This is a genomic window from Pseudoalteromonas maris, from assembly GCF_049257235.1.
Lineage (GTDB): Bacteria > Pseudomonadota > Gammaproteobacteria > Enterobacterales > Alteromonadaceae > Pseudoalteromonas.
Genome location: NZ_JBMMUF010000008.1, coordinates 64,532 through 84,593, shown reverse-complemented (window position 1 = coordinate 84,593; position 20,062 = coordinate 64,532). Strand labels below are relative to the sequence as shown.

Annotated in this window: 17 protein-coding genes; 6 read left to right on the top strand and 11 right to left on the bottom strand. The window is 44.6% G+C overall.

Annotated elements, in window-relative coordinates; genetic code table 11:
* Positions 1 to 734 precede the first annotated feature (734 nt).
* Positions 735 to 4,238 (top strand): S8 family serine peptidase, encoded by a 3,504-nt coding sequence (locus AAEU32_RS12080; RefSeq protein WP_421970783.1) that lies wholly within the window; start codon positions 735 to 737, stop codon positions 4,236 to 4,238.
* A 104-nt stretch (positions 4,239 to 4,342) separates the two neighbouring features.
* Complete coding sequence (locus AAEU32_RS12075; RefSeq protein WP_421970782.1) at positions 4,343 to 5,323, top strand: proprotein convertase P-domain-containing protein; 981 nt, start codon at positions 4,343 to 4,345, stop codon at positions 5,321 to 5,323.
* Here AAEU32_RS12075 and AAEU32_RS12070 read toward each other — a convergent pair.
* From AAEU32_RS12070 to AAEU32_RS12055, 4 genes are all read right to left on the bottom strand, one after another.
* Complete coding sequence (locus AAEU32_RS12070) at positions 5,308 to 8,505, bottom strand: HD domain-containing phosphohydrolase (protein WP_421970781.1); 3,198 nt, start codon at positions 8,503 to 8,505, stop codon at positions 5,308 to 5,310. The genes AAEU32_RS12075 and AAEU32_RS12070 overlap by 16 nt on opposite strands.
* 141 nt (positions 8,506 to 8,646) lie before the next feature.
* Positions 8,647 to 9,429, bottom strand: coding sequence for a substrate-binding periplasmic protein (locus tag AAEU32_RS12065; RefSeq protein WP_421970780.1), 783 nt, complete (start codon positions 9,427 to 9,429; stop codon positions 8,647 to 8,649).
* Positions 9,430 to 9,631: 202 nt separating this feature from the next.
* Positions 9,632 to 10,741 (bottom strand): aspartate-semialdehyde dehydrogenase, encoded by a 1,110-nt coding sequence (gene asd, locus AAEU32_RS12060; RefSeq protein WP_421970779.1) that lies wholly within the window; start codon positions 10,739 to 10,741, stop codon positions 9,632 to 9,634.
* 263 nt (positions 10,742 to 11,004) lie between these two features.
* Positions 11,005 to 12,276 carry a sugar MFS transporter gene (locus AAEU32_RS12055; protein ID WP_421970778.1) on the bottom strand — a complete coding sequence of 424 codons (1,272 nt, stop codon included), beginning with the start codon at positions 12,274 to 12,276 and terminating at the stop codon, positions 11,005 to 11,007.
* Positions 12,277 to 12,460: 184 nt separating this feature from the next.
* On the opposite strand from AAEU32_RS12055, the gene yegS reads away from it, so the two are divergent.
* Positions 12,461 to 13,357, top strand: coding sequence for a lipid kinase YegS (gene yegS / locus AAEU32_RS12050; RefSeq protein ID WP_421970777.1), 897 nt, complete (start codon positions 12,461 to 12,463; stop codon positions 13,355 to 13,357).
* A 10-nt stretch (positions 13,358 to 13,367) separates the two neighbouring features.
* Here the strand turns inward: yegS and AAEU32_RS12045 are convergent, their stop codons facing one another.
* The 5 genes from AAEU32_RS12045 to AAEU32_RS12025 form a co-directional block, all read right to left on the bottom strand.
* A complete protein-coding gene (locus AAEU32_RS12045; RefSeq protein WP_421970776.1) occupies positions 13,368 to 14,030 on the bottom strand; it encodes a substrate-binding periplasmic protein in 663 nt (220 codons plus the stop codon).
* 195 nt (positions 14,031 to 14,225) lie between these two features.
* Entirely contained in the window at positions 14,226 to 14,612 is a 387-nt protein-coding gene (locus tag AAEU32_RS12040; protein WP_421970775.1) for an STAS/SEC14 domain-containing protein, read from the bottom strand.
* A 325-nt stretch (positions 14,613 to 14,937) separates the two neighbouring features.
* Positions 14,938 to 15,435 (bottom strand): YcgN family cysteine cluster protein, encoded by a 498-nt coding sequence (locus tag AAEU32_RS12035; protein WP_421970774.1) that lies wholly within the window; start codon positions 15,433 to 15,435, stop codon positions 14,938 to 14,940.
* 63 nt (positions 15,436 to 15,498) lie between these two features.
* A complete protein-coding gene (locus AAEU32_RS12030) occupies positions 15,499 to 16,473 on the bottom strand; it encodes a lytic murein transglycosylase (RefSeq protein ID WP_421970838.1) in 975 nt (324 codons plus the stop codon).
* Positions 16,474 to 16,579: 106 nt separating this feature from the next.
* Positions 16,580 to 16,861 carry a YcgL domain-containing protein gene (locus AAEU32_RS12025; protein WP_421970773.1) on the bottom strand — a complete coding sequence of 94 codons (282 nt, stop codon included), beginning with the start codon at positions 16,859 to 16,861 and terminating at the stop codon, positions 16,580 to 16,582.
* A gap of 185 nt (positions 16,862 to 17,046) precedes the next feature.
* On the opposite strand from AAEU32_RS12025, the gene minC reads away from it, so the two are divergent.
* Genes minC through minE form a run of 3 tightly spaced genes read left to right on the top strand, consistent with a single transcriptional unit; the run spans position 17,047 to position 18,817 of the window.
* The gene (gene minC / locus AAEU32_RS12020) at positions 17,047 to 17,739 is read left to right on the top strand and encodes a septum site-determining protein MinC (protein WP_421970772.1); all 693 of its coding nucleotides are present in this window, start codon (positions 17,047 to 17,049) and stop codon (positions 17,737 to 17,739) included.
* A 6-nt stretch (positions 17,740 to 17,745) separates the two neighbouring features.
* Positions 17,746 to 18,555 carry a septum site-determining protein MinD gene (gene minD, locus AAEU32_RS12015; protein ID WP_421970771.1) on the top strand — a complete coding sequence of 270 codons (810 nt, stop codon included), beginning with the start codon at positions 17,746 to 17,748 and terminating at the stop codon, positions 18,553 to 18,555.
* 1 nt (position 18,556) lies between these two features.
* The gene (gene minE, locus AAEU32_RS12010; RefSeq protein ID WP_421970770.1) at positions 18,557 to 18,817 is read left to right on the top strand and encodes a cell division topological specificity factor MinE; all 261 of its coding nucleotides are present in this window, start codon (positions 18,557 to 18,559) and stop codon (positions 18,815 to 18,817) included.
* A 70-nt stretch (positions 18,818 to 18,887) separates the two neighbouring features.
* Here minE and AAEU32_RS12005 read toward each other — a convergent pair whose 3' ends face one another.
* Both AAEU32_RS12005 and AAEU32_RS12000 read right to left on the bottom strand, forming a co-directional pair.
* Complete coding sequence (locus AAEU32_RS12005) at positions 18,888 to 19,175, bottom strand: tetratricopeptide repeat protein (protein WP_421970769.1); 288 nt, start codon at positions 19,173 to 19,175, stop codon at positions 18,888 to 18,890.
* Positions 19,176 to 19,403: 228 nt separating this feature from the next.
* Positions 19,404 to 20,027, bottom strand: coding sequence for a DUF1294 domain-containing protein (locus AAEU32_RS12000; RefSeq protein ID WP_421970768.1), 624 nt, complete (start codon positions 20,025 to 20,027; stop codon positions 19,404 to 19,406).
* Positions 20,028 to 20,062: the final 35 nt, after the last annotated feature.

Below are 20,062 nucleotides of genomic sequence, written 5' to 3'. Positions count from 1 at the left end.
TTTGTGCCTGATATTGACTGCTATAACTTATAAGCAAGTTAGTTAACCCCATAGCCCATTTAAATTAGTTCAACCGACGCCTATCACACTCAACGTAACGCCTACATACACAGCTCCTTTGCTATCCCTATTGTTAATCAGTACAAACACGTGTGCATCTTTGTCACTCATCCCCTGCTTCCCACCCAGCGAGGCAACTCATCGCTTTGGCGGGCTATAGGTCATGCTCTGGGCGTGACCAACTCTCTGGGCACAATCTCTACATAGTGAAAATTCCAAGTTGTTAGCACATTAGTTAGCCAGCGCACTATTTACCTAGCGCATTACCTGAAGTGATATGTAACAAGAGTTGGTCTTGTCGGGTAAATTCGCACACAACCATAATTTGTATATTTATGTATGTAAGCACTTTCATAGTCGCTGCAAATAACCCCTTCGCATACATATTAAGATTCGAAAAACCTTAAAAACCTCGCTAAAACCACATTACACCAAGAAAAAACACAACCAACTAAATCATTTAATTTCAATTAGATAAATCTAAATATTACAATTTAAGTAAATAAATGTGAATTAATTGATAACTTTGTATTGATCATATACATATCTAGGTATATAAATATATACATTCGCATACAAGAAGTGCGAACCGTGCGTCGTCTTACAGGGAGAATGAAGTGGGTGCGTACAACTAAACCAACCAAATGATTAATTTACAAACAACAGGAGTACAGATGATGAAAACACCCAAGAAGTCATCTTCCAGATTATTATCAACATTGCTAAGCACTTCGCTACTAGCAACACTCAGTCCCGTTGCTCTGGCGGTTGCTCAAGCACCATTGCAAGCACCACCTAAAGCGGCAGTGCAGTATGACCAAGAAACGGTGATCGTTAAGTTCAAACAAAAGGTAAGTAAAAACGAACGTAAAGCTCTTGCACAAAACCTTGGTGTTTCGTTTAAAGACAAAAATGAAGACGGCGTTGATGATCGTTTTCGTAACATCGCCAATGGACGTCTTGCTGTTTTAAAGCTCGGAAAAGGCCGCCAGGTAGAAAGCGTCTTGGCTAGCCTTGAAAACCACCCTCTCGTTGAATATGCAGAGCCTAACTTCATCGTTCAGCACACGGCTATTCCTGACGACACACGCTACGGCGAACTGTATGGTATGCAGAAAATCTCGGCTGAAGCAGCATGGGATTACACCATTGGTGATGCATCTGTCATTGTCGGTGTTATCGACACTGGTTTTGATTTTGCACACCCAGATTTAGCGGCAAACATTTGGCGCAACCCAAATGAAATTGCAGGCAACGGCATTGATGATGACGGCAACGGCTATATTGATGATGTTCACGGTATTTCAGCAATTTTAGATAATGGTAACCCGCAAGATACTGGAGCTCATGGAACACACGTATCAGGTACTATCGGCGCTGCGGGTAATAACCAACTTGGCGTTGTCGGTGTAAACTGGCGTACCAGCATGGTTGGCTGTAGTTTCTTAGGCTCAGGCGGTGGTACGCTGGCTGATGGTGTTCAGTGTATTGATTACATGGTAGGCCTAAAAAATGCGGGTCACAATGTTCGCGTACTTAATAACAGTTGGGGTGGCGGTGGTTTCACTCAAACACTAAAAGACGCAATAACCGCAGCAAACAATGCTGACATGTTGTTCGTGGCGGCAGCCGGTAACGATTCGGCTGACATTGACGGCGGCGGCTTCTACCCTGCAGGTTACGACGTACCAAACGTTATGGCGGTGGCTTCAACAGACAATGCCGATAACCTTTCTGGCTTCTCTAACTTTGGTGATGAGAAAGTACATATCGCGGCCCCAGGCTCGTTCATTTTGTCGACCACGCCTAATGGCGCTTATGACGTGTTTAGCGGCACCTCAATGGCATCGCCACATGTTGCGGGCGCGGCGGCTTTATTGTTGTCGGGTAACCCTAATTTAACGACCGCACAGCTTAAGAGCATCTTGATGAATACCGGTGATCACTTAGTGTCATTGGAAGGTAAAACCATCAACTCGAAGCGTTTGAATCTTATCAATGCATTGACAGATTCAGGTGGTACAGGCCCGTCATTCTTTATGGACGCGACTCCTGCCAGCGCAACAGTAAACCAAGGCGTTAGCCAAAACTTTGTGATTGACCTAACTGCTGCTGGTGGCTTCACTGGCGAAGCAACTATGAGTCTTTCAAGCGTACCTGAGCTTAATGCCGAAGTCGTGTTCAGCCAAAACCCAGTTGCCGCTGACACAGCGACGACTATGACAATTAACACTTCTTCTGCGACACAACCAGGTACCTACAACCTGACTGTGACAGCGACTGACGGTACTATCTCTAAGACTTTGCCGCTAACACTTCGTGTCTGGCCAGAAGGCAGTGTTACTACCGAGTACTCTAACAACGACAGCGTGCTTATCGCCGATGCAAATCCGAACGACCCAGCAATCAGCATTATCGATGTACCTCACGATATGGTGTTAACACAGGTCGAAGGCTCTATTGATATCACCCATGATTGGGCTGCTGACTTAGTGATTAAATTGATTGCACCAAGTGGTAAAGAGACTGTACTTCGCGATCGTGAAGGGCAATCTGGCAACCGCATTCAAATGGCTTTCAAAACATTTGATCACGAGCTTGATAATGGCCTTGGTCAATGGGCTCTTGAAGTCGCTGACCACTCAAATAACGATGCGGGTGTACTTAATAACTGGTCATTGAAACTTAGTGGCGCACCGCTGAGCACGACGGACTTTGCACCAAATGTTGGCATTAATTCGCCAATTAATAACGGCGCATTCCTAAGTGGCGAAACCATTACGTTTAGCGCTAACGCATCTGATACTGAAGATGGTGATTTAACAGCGAATATCGTTTGGACTTCAAACATTGATGGTGTAATCGGCAACGGTGCAACATTCTCTAAGTCTGATTTATCGGTTGGCGATCACATTGTTAGCGCCTCAGTAACTGATGCTGCGGGCCAAACAACCGAGCAAACGATTGAGCTGTCAGTTGCCAATGCAAATACCACAGTTAGTGGCGCAAACAACACAGCACTGCCTATGCCTGAGTGGGGTGGTCGCGTTTACACTGAAATCGACCTGCCAACGGGTGTAAGCATTGATGCAATGGAAGTGTTTGTAGATATTTCATTCAATTCAGTGCAACACCTAAACGTATGGCTTCAATCACCTTCTGGTAAACAAGTGAAGCTCGTGACTTGGCGCCAATTCTGGAATGCCGACCTCGTGCACACATTCACACCGGTTGAGTTTGCTGGCGAGTCGAGCAAAGGCACATGGCGTCTATACGTAGAAGACACGTCTAGCTACACAATGGAAGGCGTATTAAATAACTGGAGCATCTCGGTATCAAATGGTGACGCGGTTCTACCACCACCAGCAGAAAACCAAGCTCCAGTGATGACAATCAATGCACCAACAGGCGGTTCTAGCTTCATGCTTGGAGACAGCATCACATTTGATGGTACAGCAACAGATGCTGAAGACGGTGACGTGAGCGCGGGCATTGATTGGTACTCTAACTTTGACGGTAAGATTGGTACAGGCGCCCTATTTAGCACAAACACGCTAAGTGCAGGTGCACATACAATCACAGCTGTAGCACATGACTCGCAAGACGCATTTGACCAAGCTCAAGTAACGCTTACTGTTGAAGATGCACCGACAAACGTTGCACCAGTAGCTGAGTTTAGCTTTACCACGAGCGACCTAGATGCTCAATTTACTGACCTAAGTGGCGACACTGACGGCGCAGTAACTACATGGTCTTGGAACTTCGGCGATGGCGCAAGCTCAACACTTGCAAACCCAGCACACAGCTATAGCGTTGCAGGCACCTACACTGTCACGTTAACTGTAAGTGATGATGACGGTGCGACTCACTCAGTAAGTAAAGATGTGACTGTGACTGAGCCTGTACCAGAGCCAACAATTGTCCTAGACGGTAATGCACAAAAAAGTGGCGACCGTATCACCACGGAACTATCTTGGACATCACCAAACCCTGTGGTTGTTGATATCTATCGTAACGGTACGTTAATTCAATCTGGTGTGAAGAAGGATTCTTACACAGATCGCTTTAACTCAACTGCTACGAGTTTCACTTACCAAGTATGTGAGACCAACACCACAAACTGTTCTTATGAATTGGTAATTGCGGCCATGCCTAAGAGCAAGGGTAAACGTAACTAAGTTGTAACCCTCCTAGAAGGCCCCACGTGGGCCTTCTATTTCATCTAACTACATAAACAAGAGCAAAAAAGGAGACGCTCTTCACCCATAAAGGAACCTAGGTTATGAACGTTTTGACATCGCTAATTGGACTCTCGCTCTTAAGCTCGACCATGCTCAATCAGCCATGGCTTGCCCAACACACTCCAGTTTCCAACATGCTCCAAAGCAATGGTTCTAGCTCTGCTTTGCCCATAACCACCAGCCTATCTTTTTTTACACACTTCGATGACAGTTCTTTTTCAAACTACAGCAACTTGGTCGCACCATCACCGAATTCACTCAATTCCCACGTCAAGCCAAAAAATGACATCGACAGTGACTCACATTCACTGAACAACGCTGCGCTGTTCGCTGATAATTACATGCAAACAATTAACGCTGGCGAGACGGCCACATTTGCGTTTTGTATCGAAGACTCCGCCTCCTCAGGGGCGCATTGGAATGTGTCGGTTGCAGCGGCACTTGCTGGCAGCACCTTATCAAAAACACGTGTCAGTGCAGGTGAGCAAATTGTATTACACGTACCGACTAAGCAATCGACTCAGTTTGGAAAATATGTGTTTACAGTCACCGCAAGCAAAGGTGAGGAAGTAAAACAAAGCTCAGTAGCGCTTAATGTCATTCCCCATGATGCCCACTCATACACATTTACCAACAGCGAGAGTGTCGTTATCGAAGATAATTCTGTACTTGCCAGTACCAGCGAAATTTTCGTTCCTTATCATTTGAACACGTTTGCGCTTGAAGTGAGTTTAATGCTCAAACACAGTTGGAGGAGCGATTTAGAAGTGGTTTTAGTGTCTCCCATTGGACAAATTTACACATTGCATGACCGCGATGGAGGCTCTATGAGTGATATTAATCAACTTTACAACACCAATGTGTTTAATGGCCAAAATGCCTATGGCACTTGGACACTGCAACTTCGTGACAAAGCGCCTGGCAACATCGGCACATTAAATCATTGGCAACTTCATATTACGGGTTTCAACGCGCAGCCATCCCCCTTGAGGCAAACGAATCTTCACTACTTGACCAAGTAATCATTAATATCAGGATGATCAATTTGCTCTTGCTGCAAATAGCGCTGTGCATAATCAAGATAAACACCACTTTGTAAAAATAGATTGAATAAACCTTTATCTATGTGCGCATCCTGAGCCATAAACTTCATTATTTTCAAAGACTGAGACAAACTTTTCGCTTGCTTGTACGGTCTGTCATTGGCAGTCAACGCTTCAAATATGTCGGCAATGGCCATGATCCGTGCCGGCGTTGACATCTGCTCGCCAGTGAGGCCGCGAGGATAACCACCGCCATCGAGCTTTTCATGGTGACCACCCGCATACTCAGGGACACGCGCTAATTCTTTGGGTAAGGGCAATGTTTCGAGCATGCGAATGGTGCTGGTGATGTGCTCGTTAATAATATAACGGTCCTCTGGAGTGAGCGTGCCACGCTTAATACCAAGGTTATATAATTCACCGATATTTTGTTTATTTTCAGGCACCTGCATATTAAAGCCATAGCCACCGTCGCGCGCAGCCACATCAACTTGACGCTTAATAATATGCTCCGGTTTGTCTGCCAATATGGGCACTTCGCCGGGCTCAAACTCATCATATTGTTGCATATGGCGCGCTTCCTCTGGCGACAAACCTGCTCTATCACTGAGCGTTCGGTGCCACGTGCGTTTAGCAATATTCATTAAACGATCAATGTCGGCATCTTCCATAAATTCACCGCCTACATTGGCATTGGCGATAAACTCAAAATCAGCAATGATGTCTTCTCTGCGCTTTGCAAATTCGCGCGCTAAGGATTCTTTGTTTTGGGGAGCTGCCATGAGCTCTTTTAAGTAATGGATCTCTGCATCACGCAATAACACTTCAAAGCGCGTACGTATTTCATGTATACGATTATAAATGCACTCTAATTTAGATCCTTTATCAACAATATGTTCGGGCGTGGTAATTTTTCCGCAGTCATGTAACCACGCGGCGACTTCAAACTCTCGCCATTGATCCTCAGTTTTGAATTTCAAATCACTAAATTGAGGGTCATCAGACTCGTTCGCTTTATGGGCCAGCATAATGGCCAACTCAGGTACACGTGCACAGTGTCCGCCAGTGTATGGAGACTTTTCATCGATAGCTTGTGCGATAAGTTGAATAAATGCGTCCAACAGTTCTTTTTGGCCTATTTCAAATTCACAAATGGACTCTGACATATCCACCAATGATTTGGATAACTGGTGAATTTCTTCTATATGGGAGGAGACATAATCGACTTCGTTGTAATTGCGACTACTGATTTTGTGATTCTCGGCAATCAGACGCTGAATTGGGTTAGCCATGTTTCTAGCCAATTGGGTGATCACCACCAGCACTAGCCCTAATATGGCAAGCGTCACAATAATAGAGTTACTGAGAAAGCTATTGCGCTCTGCAAACGCCTGTTGCTCTGGCACCATAAACGCCATGTATTCGCGATTACCACTGTTTAACAAACCGGTCAGCTGAGTAATGTAGAGCAGATGTGCAACACCGTCGATATCGATACTGCTAAGGGTATCAATGGCCTTTCCAGATGTTGCCAATGCCAATATTTGTGGCGTCGGTAATTGGTTGAGTTGACCCTCTTGTTGACTGAGGTCATTACCAAAAGTGAGCCACTTTTGTTCTAAGCGCTGTTGCGCTTTAGCATCAATTTGGCTTTGCGCGAGGTCAATCAGCGCAACGAGTGCTGCTAAATCTTTGTTTACTATATGGTGCAAGCCAAAGTCACTTTGCCCTTTGAATTCCTCTATCTCATCGCTAACTTGCAAGTTATCTATGTAGAAGTAAGTTTCTATATATTGCACCACTGCCTGCAAATCAAAGGCAACATCCACTTCACCAAACTGCACGCCTCGCATTGCCTCAAGGGTATCGTTATATTCTACAAACGTGGCGTTTGGTAAGCGCTCTTGCAAAAACCCAGTAATTGCATAGCCTTTTTGTGCTGCAATACGTTTATCTGCCAATGCCGACAGTGATGTGACGCCAGCAAGTGACGGATCGTTAGTCGCAAATACAACCTTGGGTAAATAATGAGGCGTTGCAAAAGCACCAAACTCCTCACGTTGACGGGTTTTCATCAAACCCAACATCATGTCAATTTGGCCCTGCTCGAGCTGGGTTATTAATTCAGAAAAGGTATATCCATTGACGAGGTTGACTTGTAACCCAAGCATACTTGCCACCAATTGCAGGCGTTCAAGCCCATACCCTCTGGGCTCACCAGATAGGTTATATTCGAACGGTGGGTAGTCATCCATCACCCCAACCGTGAGTGTGCCTATCTCGTTTATCAGCTTTTGCTGCTCGTCGCTCAAGGCAATTTTCGCAGTACTGGTAACACGACGGCTTTCACGATCAACTTGCTGAGCACGAATAACACCGTTGTCATCAAACATGAAGGCCCTACTTTTGCCGTCGTAGCCACTGACATACATATATTCGCTGAGTGACGACATAATAATCGCCGCTCCAAACACATCACCATTTTCGTTTTTTATGGAATAACTGGTGCCAGGCTGGTTTATAAAGCTAAACATATACGGCGGTATTTTTGTCACACTTTCGCTGTTGGCTGCACTAAACCAAGGTCGTGACGTTGCCATATAATTGCTGTTTTGCTTTTGCTGCAAACGCACATTCAAGGCACTATCTAAATAAGACGTTATCTGTACACGTTCACTAGCCTCATCAGGTGTTGACGATTCTGCTGTAACCTGTACTAGCACCCAGCGGTCACTAGGGGCAGCGCCCCACGCTTGCCTTAATCCCGGGGCCGATTCTAAATTAGATAACTCAAGATATTCGCCATTTTGATAACCAATAAACAGTGAAAATACCTTGTTTGAACCTTCAAGTAAGGTGCTCAGTGCGAGCAGTGCGTCTTTGTCGAGCGCGCCAATATCGAGGCGCTGGGCAATTAAATTATGTTTGAGGGTGCGCGTTAAACTAATAGCGCTGCGTTCTTGCGCTATCGCTTGATAACTACTTTGCTGAGCAATAGTTGCGAATTTATCCTGCGCTGATGCGGTCGCTAAATGGTTACTAAATAAAAACTGTAAAACTATCCCTACCGCGGCGGTAAACGCACACGCTAGAACAAAAGAGGCAATTAATGTAAGGCGAATTGTGAAGCGCGTTCTTTTTGGTTTTATATTAAATGGCATCCGCTAACCGTATAAATTAATTTTCATACAGAAAGCTTAATACAATTTAATTAATAGCTTAGATTTTTTAAGCGATTTATTTACCACTTTAGTATTGATATGGGAACAGCAGTTATCACCACCAACCAGGGTACTTGCTGACTAATCTGTCACACTATCTTGAGGCGTGTGCACATACGTCTTCACAATGCCCTCAATCACACCGTCACTCTTAAGTTTAGAGATTAACTCATTGGTAAATAACCAATTTAGCTTTCCATCCCGGGTCTTTGGAAATCGAAACTGATAAGGCGCACTATCAACATCAAACTCCAAGATGCGAAACGCGTTAGCAAACTCTGCGTTATTTAATACCAAGTATTGATACACAAGGCGTGACATCACTACCGCATCAAGCACTTGCCCATGTGCGCCTTTTAACTCATCTAACAACGCATATTCTGTATAATAGTTACGCCTTAGTAATGTTTCATTAGTCATCGCTTCGTTGAGTGTAGGGTAAACATACATGTACTTAACGCCCAAGCGAACAGGCATAGCGCGCGCTAATGCAAAAAATTCATCAAGGCTGTTAGCATTAATTTTTGAGTCTTTGTTAACGACTAAAATGTCGCTGATGTGAGTGATTGGCTCACTCCAATAATAGTGCTCTACATTATCTGACCAACGCTGAGAATCGAAGATAAAATCAAGTTGCCCTTCACTTAGCAGCTTCACCGGATTATTAGCATAGGGCGCCGCATAATAACGCGGACCGCCATACTCATTCATAGCACTGAGTAAGTCGGGAATAATGCCCGTTACTTGCTCTTGGGCGATACTAAAGGGAGGAAAGTGATTGGGGTATCCGCCATTGATGTCTCTTGCTAGCGTATGGCCCCAGCTGCCTAAAAGCAGTAAAACACACATAATCCTTAACATCATACACTTCCTGATAGTACAACTTAGCAGACGCTTAAACTCTATTACATTTTGGGTCAGCGATTCATAGCACATAGGTCAAATGCAATATGAAACCGCTTTCAAGGCTATGCTAGGGAAGATACAGACAAAAGTCTACGAAAATCGGAACACGCATTAAAAAAGCGGCATAAAGCCGCTTTCGTTGACATATCCAGTGTATGGGTTAGCCAGTGATGATCCTCAGCATACGACGTAAAGGCTCTGCTGCACCCCAAAGTAATTGGTCACCAACAGTAAACGCACTGATATAGTGTGGCCCCATACTGAGTTTACGAATGCGCCCAACAGGAATACGCAAAGTTCCTGCTACATTGACAGGCGTTAGCTCTTGGCTTGATGCACCACGCTCATTGACAATGACATCAACCCATTCATTGTGTGATGCCAGAATTTGTTCAATTTTATCAACACTGATGTCTTCACGCAGTTTAATTGTAAGCGCTTGAGCATGGCAACGCATCATCCCCACGCGCACACACAAACCGTCGATAGGAATAGGTTGAATGCACGAACCCAAGATTTTGTTTGCTTCAACCTGTGCTTTCCATTCTTCTTTGCTTTGTCCCGATGGCATCGGCACATCTATCCAAGGAATTAAGCTACCCGCTAATGGTACGCCGAACTGATCGCAACTTAGGCTGCCATCTTTCATCTTATTCGCCACTTTTTTATCGATATCGAGAATCGCGCTGCTTGGGTTAGTGACGTCGTCGGCAACAACATGGTTAAGCTCACCCATTTGCACAAGTAACTCTTTCATATTACGCGCACCCGCACCTGAGGCGGCTTGATAAGTCATTGGACTTACCCATTCAATTAAGTCATGTTCAAACAATCCGCCAAGAGCCAAGAGCATCAAAGATACGGTACAGTTGCCACCAACAAAGGTTTTAACGCCCTGCTCCAAACCTTGCTCAATAACATCTTTGTTTACTGGGTCGAGAACAATGATGCTATCGTCTTTCATACGTAACGCCGATGCAGCATCAATCCAATAGCCTTGCCAACCACTATCGCGCAATGGCTGATACACTTCATTGGTGTAATCACCTCCTTGGCACGTCAGCACGATATCCATTTGACGCAATGCATCGATATCAAATGCACTTAATAGAGGTTTTGGTTCACCTGCGATATCGGGACCCAACTGCCCTGCTTGTGAAGTGGTAAAAAACGTCACGTCAATATGAGCAAAATCATTTTCTTGTTGCATTCGCTCAAGCAGTACGGAACCAACCATACCGCGCCAGCCGACTAGGCCTACTTTTTTCATTACTGTATCCTTATGAAAAGATGTTTAAACATATTGCGTGAGTCTCCCGAACTTAACCGTCGGGTAATGGCAGACAATACCACTGCATACCGAATTACTCTAGAGGGTATAGAGCAACTTCAATTATTTTCAATCTATTGCGGGGACACACAAATGGAACGTTCCAATCACTATGCGCACTTTACGCCTATGAATACGTATTCACAACATACAAAAAAGCCATCGCATAAGACGATGGCTTTTTAATACACGACTTAATTAAGTTAGCTGGCTAATCTTGCTTTCCAATGGCCTAGTAGTTTAGGGAAATTGAAGCCATACCAAGCGATATACCCGTAACACAACAGCGGTACATAGAAGCTAAATTGTAAGCCTATGGTATCGGCGATATACCCTTGTAATAGCGGAACCAGTGCGCCACCTACAATAGCCAAACATAACCAACCAGAGCCCTTACTGGTAAGTGAACTCAATGAATCAATGGCTAAAGTGAAAATGGTTGGGAACATAATAGAGTTAAACAAACCAATCGCCAGTATTGACCACATCGCTATCGCACCGCTACTGTTAATAGAAACAAGTAGCAGTACAATTGTCACAGAGGCATTAAACAACAACGCTTTATGCGCCGCGACTTTTTGCAACGCAGCAGAACCAATAAAGCGCCCAACCATCGCTCCGCCCCAGTAATACGCAAGGTATGGCGCTGCATCATGCTCCGCTAAGCCAGCAATACTTGCCTCGCCAAAATAGTTCACCAAGAAACTACCGATTGCCACTTCACCACCTACATAGAAGAAAATGGCCAGCACCCCGAACACCAAATGATGCGCCTCGGCCAACGGCTGCCCTTTCGCCTTGCAATCGTGCTCTTCGGTGTGCTCTTCAATGACAGGTAACTTCAAAATAGCAAACAATACCGCAATGCTCAGTAGCGCCACCGCCAACATCAAATACGGTACTTTTACGCTGTCAGCGCTCGCCGCTTCAGTGACTAACGCTGCACTGCCACCAAAGAGTAAAAATTTACCAACGATGGGGCCTACTGTAGTACCCAAAGAGTTCAATGCTTGTGCAAGGTTAAGACGACTTGATGCCGTTTTTGCTGGGCCAAGCGCTGCAACATAGGGGTTGGCAGATACTTGTAAAATGGTAACCCCTGAGGCCAACACAAAAAGCGCGCCTAAAAATAGCCAATACTCATGCACTGCCACTGCTGGATAGAATAATAAGCACCCCACTGACGCAACAAGCAATCCGCTCACCACGCCGTTTTTATAACCAAAGCGTTTTACGAGTAAACCCGCAGGTAAAGACATAACAAAATAGGCACCAAAGAAGCAGAACTGTATAAACATGGCTTCGAAGAAGGTCAGATCAAAGACAGCTTTCAACCTTGGGATCAACAAGTCATTGAAAACCGTTATAAAACCCCATAGAAAAAACAGAGTTGTCATCGCCACCAGTGGCAAGGTGTAATTTTTTTGCGGCCCTTGCGCGCTGGCAAATGACTGACTTGGATTTATTTCACTCACAGAATGTTCTCCTTCTTATTGTTGTATTTGATTCTACAGATCAATTTATTAACGTCACAACATAAATTTTGGAACGTTCTAGTTCACACAGATAGCAGGCCATTGGTTACGCCGCAGTTATTTGTGCTTAATGCCTCCATGTACCTATAATCTAAAAACATAAATATCGATGGGAAACAGACATATGGAAGTCAGAATTATCGTCAATGGCAAGAAAGCTGGGCAAGAGGCATTTAGGCGTGCCGTATCACGTGCTCGAGCACAATTACATAATGATATTTCGGTGCGCGTAACGTGGGAATATGGCGATGTGCATAGATTTGTCAACGAAAGTATTGATGAGGGTATACCCAGATTGATAATTGCTGGCGGAGATGGCTCCGTAAACGAAGCGGTCGATGCGCTGATGCAACACTCCCATTCAACACGCCCGGAGTTGGCAATAATCCCCATGGGGACAGCGAACGACTTCGCAACGGCATGCGCTATACCGAACAATTATTATGCAGCGCTGCTGTTCGCCGTTGAAAATAATAGCGTAGATATTGACGTCGCCAAAGCCAATGATCGGTACTTCATTAACGTTGCCTCCGGAGGGTTCGGCGCACAAGTCACTAATGACACGCCCGTCGAGCTGAAGAACTTCCTCGGTGGCGGCGCATATACGCTTACAGGTTTAGTTCAGGCAATAAACTTCAAGCCCTATGCCGGCAAACTAACCACCCCGCTCACACGTTATGAGACGAACATGATAGTCGGTGCAATTTGTAATGGCCGACAAGCAGGTGGAGGCCAACAACTGGCACCCAATGCGTACCTCAACGACGGATTGCTTGATATTGTCGCGTTACTAGAGTTTCCCATTAGTGCTGTTAATCAGGTGATCACTGAGCTCAAAGACAACACTATTGATGGCGAATATGTAATGCGCCTCAAAAGTGCCTGGGTTGAATATGAATGCGAACATCCAGGGCCGTTAAATCTAGATGGCGAACCCTACCCAAGCCGCCATATTCGCTTCGAGGTATGTGCGAATGAATTACGTTTAGTGCTCGGCCCTGATTGCCCTTGTATTGTTTGATGAACCGAAATTAACTTTGATAGCCAAACTTTTGCAAGTAACGCAGGTAAATCAGCTCATACTCGCCACTTTTCTTGAGCTTACGCAGCGCTTGGTTAAACGCTTTACACGTTTGTGGATCACGAAATGCCATATAGCTGAATTTCTGTGGAAAGATTTCATGGACAGTGAAATCTTCGAGCGTCGCCTCAAACTCCGTATCTGTTTGCAGTGCGTTCATAAAAATAAACAGATCACCAATACTCACGTCCACCCTATCGGCCAAGAGCATTGACGCTTGACGCTCTGGTTCTTGTATTTCCAGGTAGTTTGCTGACCCTACTGCATTTGCAAACTGGCTACCCCAAAATACTTTAGCACCTTGATATGTAACAACCTTTTTACCTTTCAAGTCGCTCACGCTGTTAATCTCAATTTTGCGGTGAGCTTTCGTCACGGCAACATCTTGAAACCGAAACACAGGGTCGGTAAGGCACGCGTCTTCCTTAAAGTCGAGCACATTGGTCACGCCATCAAGGATGCGTTTATCAAATGACAGTTGCAATTCTTTGTTAGACAAGCCAAACACCATATCTATGGTGTAGTTGGGCATCTCTTCGAACACTTTGCGAACGACTTCAGTAAAAATGCCGTTTTTGGTTTCAGCGTTAAAGTATGGCTCGAAGTTTCCCATCCCAACGGTCAGATTTTGAGCCACCGCAGACAGCGGCAGTAATGTAGCTAAACTACAGCAAAAACATATGCTTCGACGCAACATAAAAGCCAATACACAAGCAAATAAAGAAAAGTATAGTAACGAATGGGGGCTTAGGTAAATTAGCCAAAAGAATAAGTTACAGGCCGAGCAAAACGGCCAAGAGCACCCACCCTAGTTGGCGAGCCTTTGTTTTAACCACTGGCGTGCATCTTCAACGTTGGTAAAAAATTCGACGTTTTGCTTAGCCAGCGAAGGGGTGCGCTGTAAAAGAATACTGATAGCCATCGACGATTCCATCACAAAGGCTTTTGCTACCATAGCTTGCGTGCACAGCCATTCATTGTACCTATTGAGCTCATCGTATGCTTCAGGAGTCCCACCTTCCACCTTGGTATTATCAATAAGCATGGCGAATTCTTGTTCACCTAACTGGGAAACAATATCTTTGACCTTCTGGACGAAAGCCTGCACACCATAAATATTAAAACTGCCAATAAAAGCAACTTCAATGATGCCATCATGTAATTCCACATGCGTGGTACCGTGGCTTAAACTCATTAATTTTTTCTCTCAGACATACTCTGGTTAAAAAACGCGCACATGCTAACATGTTTACTTGTTCTGTAAACAAAAAATAATATTTTTTTGAGCAAAAGCAACAAAAGGCATTGATTAGGGAGAATATGTACGCACAGTTGGCGCTTGTTAACCTTTGAGGTATGTATTTTGTTCAAACCTAAGGCGTTCAATGCTTGGAATGGGTCATGTTGCAAAGTTGATGATGCTATTGTCAAAACACCCCAACAACTGGCGAAAAAACCAACAACAAAGTTCATCAGCGCTAGGCCGTGCTGCAAAAACAAACAACAAAGGTCAACACGCCCTAGTCACAATCAAACATCGGCCAATCAGCGATGTGATCTTCAAATTCTTCCAAAGGCACGTCGCAGTCTTTGACTACTTTGTTGCGTACACTCATGCCAGCAGCATGCATTTTTGACTTTTTGCCCTTGTTCAACAACGGATGCCAACTGGCAAGCCCTCGCCCTTCATGAAGGCGACGATAACTGCAACTTTTCGGTAAAAAGAAGAAGTCATCAATATTGTCCTTGGTGAGCTTCACACACATTTCTACCAGCTCTTGTCGTTGCTCATACGCCGTGCAGTTGCACGTTTTATTATCAAGGTACTGACAGACGATATTGGTAAAAATAAGTTCTTCACCGGGTCGAAGCATATCTGTGGGGGTAAACTCTTCTTGGTCTTCACTATCAATAAATGTATTGAGGCAGCACTTACCACAGCCATCGCAGATGGCTTCCCACTCTTGCTCACTCATTTGCTTGAGTGATTTTGTTTCCCAAAACTTATCTTCTAACATACATACGCCCCTTTGATTCGGGGCGCAGTATACCAAATTAGCAAAGGGGATTACTAACTGAAGTTACTTGATAGCAGGGTAACCAATGCGATCGGAAAGATAGCCAACACTGGTAGCAAAGTAATATGAACGGTTCCAATTCATCAACGCTTTGTAATTGTCGTAGGCTAAGTACATGCGGCCCTTTGTATCATCAGGCATGACCAGTGCAGCGGTGATATCACGCTTAGGTAAGTCTGAGCCATCCATACGGCGCAAACCAAGGTCCTGCCATTGTGCCAATGAGCGCTCAGAGTCAGCCCAGTGATCGAGCCACTGCGAATGGCTGCGCGTGCCTCGCTGTAATATCGTGCTGTGATCAAAGTCTGACGGCAATTTGACCTGACGACCCCACGTTAGCTCGTCATTCCACCCCACACTTTTGAGATAATTGGCAATCGATGCGAACGCATCTTCCTCTGTTGTCCATATGTCTTTACGACCGTCGCCGTTGTAATCCACTGCGTAGGCATTGAAAGATGTGGGCATAAATTGTGTTTGTCCCATCGCGCCAGCCCAAGAACCTTTAAAGTTCGCCAGATCGATGTGCCCTTCTTTGAGAATATCGAGCGCTGCCCATAACTGGCTTTTATATAGCGCCTCACGACGACCGTCAAAAGCGAGCGTCACTAAACTAGAGATCACAGGATAGCCACCTTGAATGCGGCCGAAATTACTCTCCAATCCCCATAAAGCAACAATAAAACGCGCTTGCACACCATATTCCTCGGCAACTTTTTCAAGCACTGTTTGATGCTTTTTATAGAGTTCACGGGCGCGATTAACCTTCCAATCAGGTACGCGCTTGGGGAGGTAGGTTTCAAGCGTTTCTTTAACTTCAGGTTGATTCTTATCGGCACTGATCACCTTAGGTTTAAAGGTTATCGTTGCAAAGGCCGAGTCAATCAACTGTTCGCTATAGCCTTTTTGTAACGCTTCTTCGCGTAATTTAGCAACATAGGTATCGAACGCATTTTGCTGTTGTTCAACACTTTGCATCTGCGAGTTTGCCAGAGAAGGAAAAGCAACCGTTGCGCTCACTGCAAATGCAATGCTTGAAAGTGCAACTGGTTTAAAGGCGCTGGCGAAATACTTGCTGATTTTTTTAATCACTATCTACTCCATTTTGTCTTCTTAGTTCATCCAACATGTTCTCTGTTGGTGGTGGCACTTGTAAATAAAACCCTTTGTCGCTTAATTCTTCCTTAACCTTGTCAATATCCGCCAATGCAAGCTGTGATTTAGTCGCAAGATTGATCAGCATCACGAACACAGGTTTACCGAACATGTCCATCAGTGGCTTTGGTACATCATCAAAAAAATCTCTTTTTGGCAAGTAAAGGTAGGTATCTGGCTTTTTCTTGCTCTTATATACTGCACATAGCATGTTTTTAGGGCCTTTAAGTTGTTGCGAAACACACCTTGACACTATACCATGAGTGAATAATCATGTGGTAAGTTTAGTGGCCAAAGCTCAACTCCAATTCGCACACCAATGATGCTTAACAACAACAAAATTACGGTGCGATTCTGGTGATAATTAATAATTCGGCCACACAAGTATGAGCGCTTATGTCGGAACAATTATTCGAATTAAAAGGGAATCTCTTTACTCTTTCTGTGCTGCGGTTGTTAACGTCTGATTTGTCTGCTTTGGGTAAACAATTGGACGCTAAAATAGCCCAAGCCCCAAAGTTTTTTGCGGGCGCACCTTTGGTGATCAACCTTGAAGCCATCCAAGAGTGTGATATTGATTTCATCCAACTTCATTCCTTATTAAAAGGTCTTGCCTTTAATCCCGTTGGTGTATGTAGCGGCAGCGATATACAGCATACGGCAGCCAAAGAGGCTGGCTTTTCCGTTGTTAACTATTCCAAAGATGCACAGCAGCCTAAAGCTGTGACCCCTGCTCCAGTAACCGTTGAAGCTCAACCAACAATGGTTGTTGAGACAACGGTGCGTTCGGGGCTGCAAGTGTATGCCAAAGGACGTGATTTAATTGTACTTGGCTCTGTGAGCCATGGTGCTGAAGTCATCGCCGATGGCCACATTCATATTTATGGTACGTTGCGCGGCCGTGCTATTGCCGGTGCGCAAGGTAACAAAGACGCCACAATATTCTGCCAAAAGCTCGAAGCTGAATTAGTTTCGGTCAATGGCAGTTATTGGATCAGTGATTCACTGCAAGGTGAGCTATGGGGCCAACCAGCCTGCATTCGCCAACGCCAAGATTCACTTCATATATCAGCATTGGTTAAAGGATAAAGACACATGGCAAAAATTATTGTCGTAACTTCTGGTAAAGGCGGGGTAGGTAAAACAACCTCAAGCGCCGCAATTGGTACAGGCCTTGCGCTTAAAGGGTTTAAAACTGCCATTATCGATTTCGATATAGGCCTGCGTAACCTTGACCTAATTATGGGTTGTGAGCGCCGCGTTGTGTATGACTTTGTCAACGTAATCAACGGTGAAGCGAACCTTAATCAAGCACTTATTAAAGATAAGCGTGTTGATAAGTTGTTCATTCTACCGGCTTCGCAAACGCGTGATAAAGATGCACTGACAAAAGAGGGTGTTGAGAAAGTACTTAATGAATTGAAAAACGATTTCGATTTCATTATCTGTGATTCTCCAGCGGGTATTGAAGCAGGTGCAATGATGGCACTTTACTTCGCCGATGAAGCGATTGTAACCACGAACCCTGAAGTTTCATCAGTGCGCGACTCTGACCGTATCCTTGGCATCTTGCAAAGTAAATCTCGCCGCGCGGAAGAAGGTCTTGAGCCTGTAAAGGAGCATTTGCTACTTACTCGCTATAACCCAGAACGCGTTCAACGTGGTGAAATGTTATCGGTGGAAGACGTTAACGACATTTTAGCGATTGACTTACTGGGTGTTATTCCAGAGTCACAAGCCGTTCTTAACGCATCAAACCAGGGCCAACCTGTATCACTAGACAGTGAATCTGACGCAGGCCAAGCGTATCATGATGCGATCAGTCGCCTACTTGGTGAGCAAGTTGAGTTTCGCTTCTTGGACGTTGAGAAACGTGGCCTGTTTAAACGGATTTTTGGAGGATAATGTGTCTTTACTCGATTACTTTCGTTCAGAGAAAAAAACCAGTGCCTCAATGGCGAAGGAGCGTTTGCAAATTATCGTTGCACATGAGCGCTCGCAACGTGGCACACCGGATTACTTACCACAATTAAAACAAGATATTTTAGACGTGATCCGTAAGTACGTAGCCATTGACGCAGACGCAGTACAAGTACAGCTAGAGCAAAATGAAGACGATCTAGCGGTATTAGAACTTAACGTCACCTTGCCTGACGCAGAAAAATAATCACTTTTTGACAATAGGGTGCATAAAAAAGGAAGCCAATAGGCTTCCTTTTTTAATTTATCTCGCGATGTCACTGTACATTGTCTGTACCTAGCTGCTTTTGGTATTCATCCAGTATGTTTTGAAGATTGTTTTGATGCCATTGCACCATCTCTTTGGACTTTTCGACCGCGATATTTTGCAATTCTATTGCTTTTTCAAGCTTCCCTACGCTGGCATAAGCTGATGCAAGGTTACTAAAAGCGTATGCTGAATTTGGGTAAAGTGCAGCAACTTGCTCATATATTTCTATGCTTTGTTGCGCAGCATCTGCAAGCTTAGACTCAGGTAGCACACTCAATGACGATTCGGCAGACACTGTAAAACCATATTTTTGTTCAGACAATTGCGCATAATAATCAATGATGGCCTGTGTACCTTGCAAAGAGATGTTGAGAAATCTACTTTATATTCCTTACCTTTGACGCCAAAAATGGCTTTCATACGCTATTTCAATCCTTCGTTAACCTGTGTCGAGTGAGACATTTTATATTGTGCCTTTTAACTCATGGATTTAATTGAGTGGTATATCCACTAGACGTTCCAATCATATAGCAAAGGCATTAAGCAATCTCACATACTCTGCCCCATGCTCTGTGGTAAGCCAAATAACACATCCGACATTGGCAACAACACTACACCAAAAGCCAAATAAAAATGACGGCTTTCTAGATTTATGGTTAAACGCGTTTTGCGCCCAAAAAGCGCCATACCACCCACCTAATAATGACATCAGGTGCAAGGTTGACTCGGGAGTCCGCCAAAGACCACGTTGGGCCTTATTTTTATCGCGATAATATGCGAGTGCGGTGATAACACTCATCAACGCAAACACCGCCAATAGCCAAATTGGAATGTCGGATGCAATCACACTGATAATAATCGCCAGTGCGCAAAGATGAATACACAGTCTTGCACCATGCCTGCGCGTAGGGGAAGGTTTTTGCTTTTTAGCTCTGTGCTTAGAAGCGTAGCGTATATCGGTTGCTTGCAGACGCCCTTGCCTATCTTTTGATTTTTTAAACACGATGATGTCACCCACTTTAGGGCGCAAATGTGAAGACTCAAACGCTTTAATATGAACGAATAGCCGTTCATTTTGGCCGTTGGTGTGAACAAAACCATAACCTTTATCATCATGCCACTGCGTGACCTGTCCTTGATAGTTCATTTTTTAACCTGATTGTTCAATCTTTATATGTGGTA

What these genes read in the sequence shown, in the direction of transcription:
- AAEU32_RS12080 (WP_421970783.1), top strand. Translation starts at nt 735, where the DNA reads ATGATGAAAACACCCAAGAAGTCATCTTCCAGATTATTATCAACATTG.
- AAEU32_RS12075 (WP_421970782.1), top strand. Translation starts at nt 4,343, where the DNA reads ATGAACGTTTTGACATCGCTAATTGGACTCTCGCTCTTAAGCTCGACC.
- AAEU32_RS12070 (WP_421970781.1), bottom strand. Translation starts at nt 8,505, where the DNA reads ATGCCATTTAATATAAAACCAAAAAGAACGCGCTTCACAATTCGCCTT.
- AAEU32_RS12065 (WP_421970780.1), bottom strand. Translation starts at nt 9,429, where the DNA reads ATGATGTTAAGGATTATGTGTGTTTTACTGCTTTTAGGCAGCTGGGGC.
- asd (WP_421970779.1), bottom strand. Translation starts at nt 10,741, where the DNA reads ATGAAAAAAGTAGGCCTAGTCGGCTGGCGCGGTATGGTTGGTTCCGTA.
- yegS (WP_421970777.1), top strand. Translation starts at nt 12,461, where the DNA reads ATGGAAGTCAGAATTATCGTCAATGGCAAGAAAGCTGGGCAAGAGGCA.
- AAEU32_RS12045 (WP_421970776.1), bottom strand. Translation starts at nt 14,030, where the DNA reads ATGGGAAACTTCGAGCCATACTTTAACGCTGAAACCAAAAACGGCATT.
- AAEU32_RS12040 (WP_421970775.1), bottom strand. Translation starts at nt 14,612, where the DNA reads ATGAGTTTAAGCCACGGTACCACGCATGTGGAATTACATGATGGCATC.
- AAEU32_RS12035 (WP_421970774.1), bottom strand. Translation starts at nt 15,435, where the DNA reads ATGTTAGAAGATAAGTTTTGGGAAACAAAATCACTCAAGCAAATGAGT.
- AAEU32_RS12030 (WP_421970838.1), bottom strand. Translation starts at nt 16,473, where the DNA reads ATGCAAAGTGTTGAACAACAGCAAAATGCGTTCGATACCTATGTTGCT.
- AAEU32_RS12025 (WP_421970773.1), bottom strand. Translation starts at nt 16,861, where the DNA reads ATGCTATGTGCAGTATATAAGAGCAAGAAAAAGCCAGATACCTACCTT.
- minC (WP_421970772.1), top strand. Translation starts at nt 17,047, where the DNA reads ATGTCGGAACAATTATTCGAATTAAAAGGGAATCTCTTTACTCTTTCT.
- minD (WP_421970771.1), top strand. Translation starts at nt 17,746, where the DNA reads ATGGCAAAAATTATTGTCGTAACTTCTGGTAAAGGCGGGGTAGGTAAA.
- AAEU32_RS12000 (WP_421970768.1), bottom strand. Translation starts at nt 20,027, where the DNA reads ATGAACTATCAAGGACAGGTCACGCAGTGGCATGATGATAAAGGTTAT.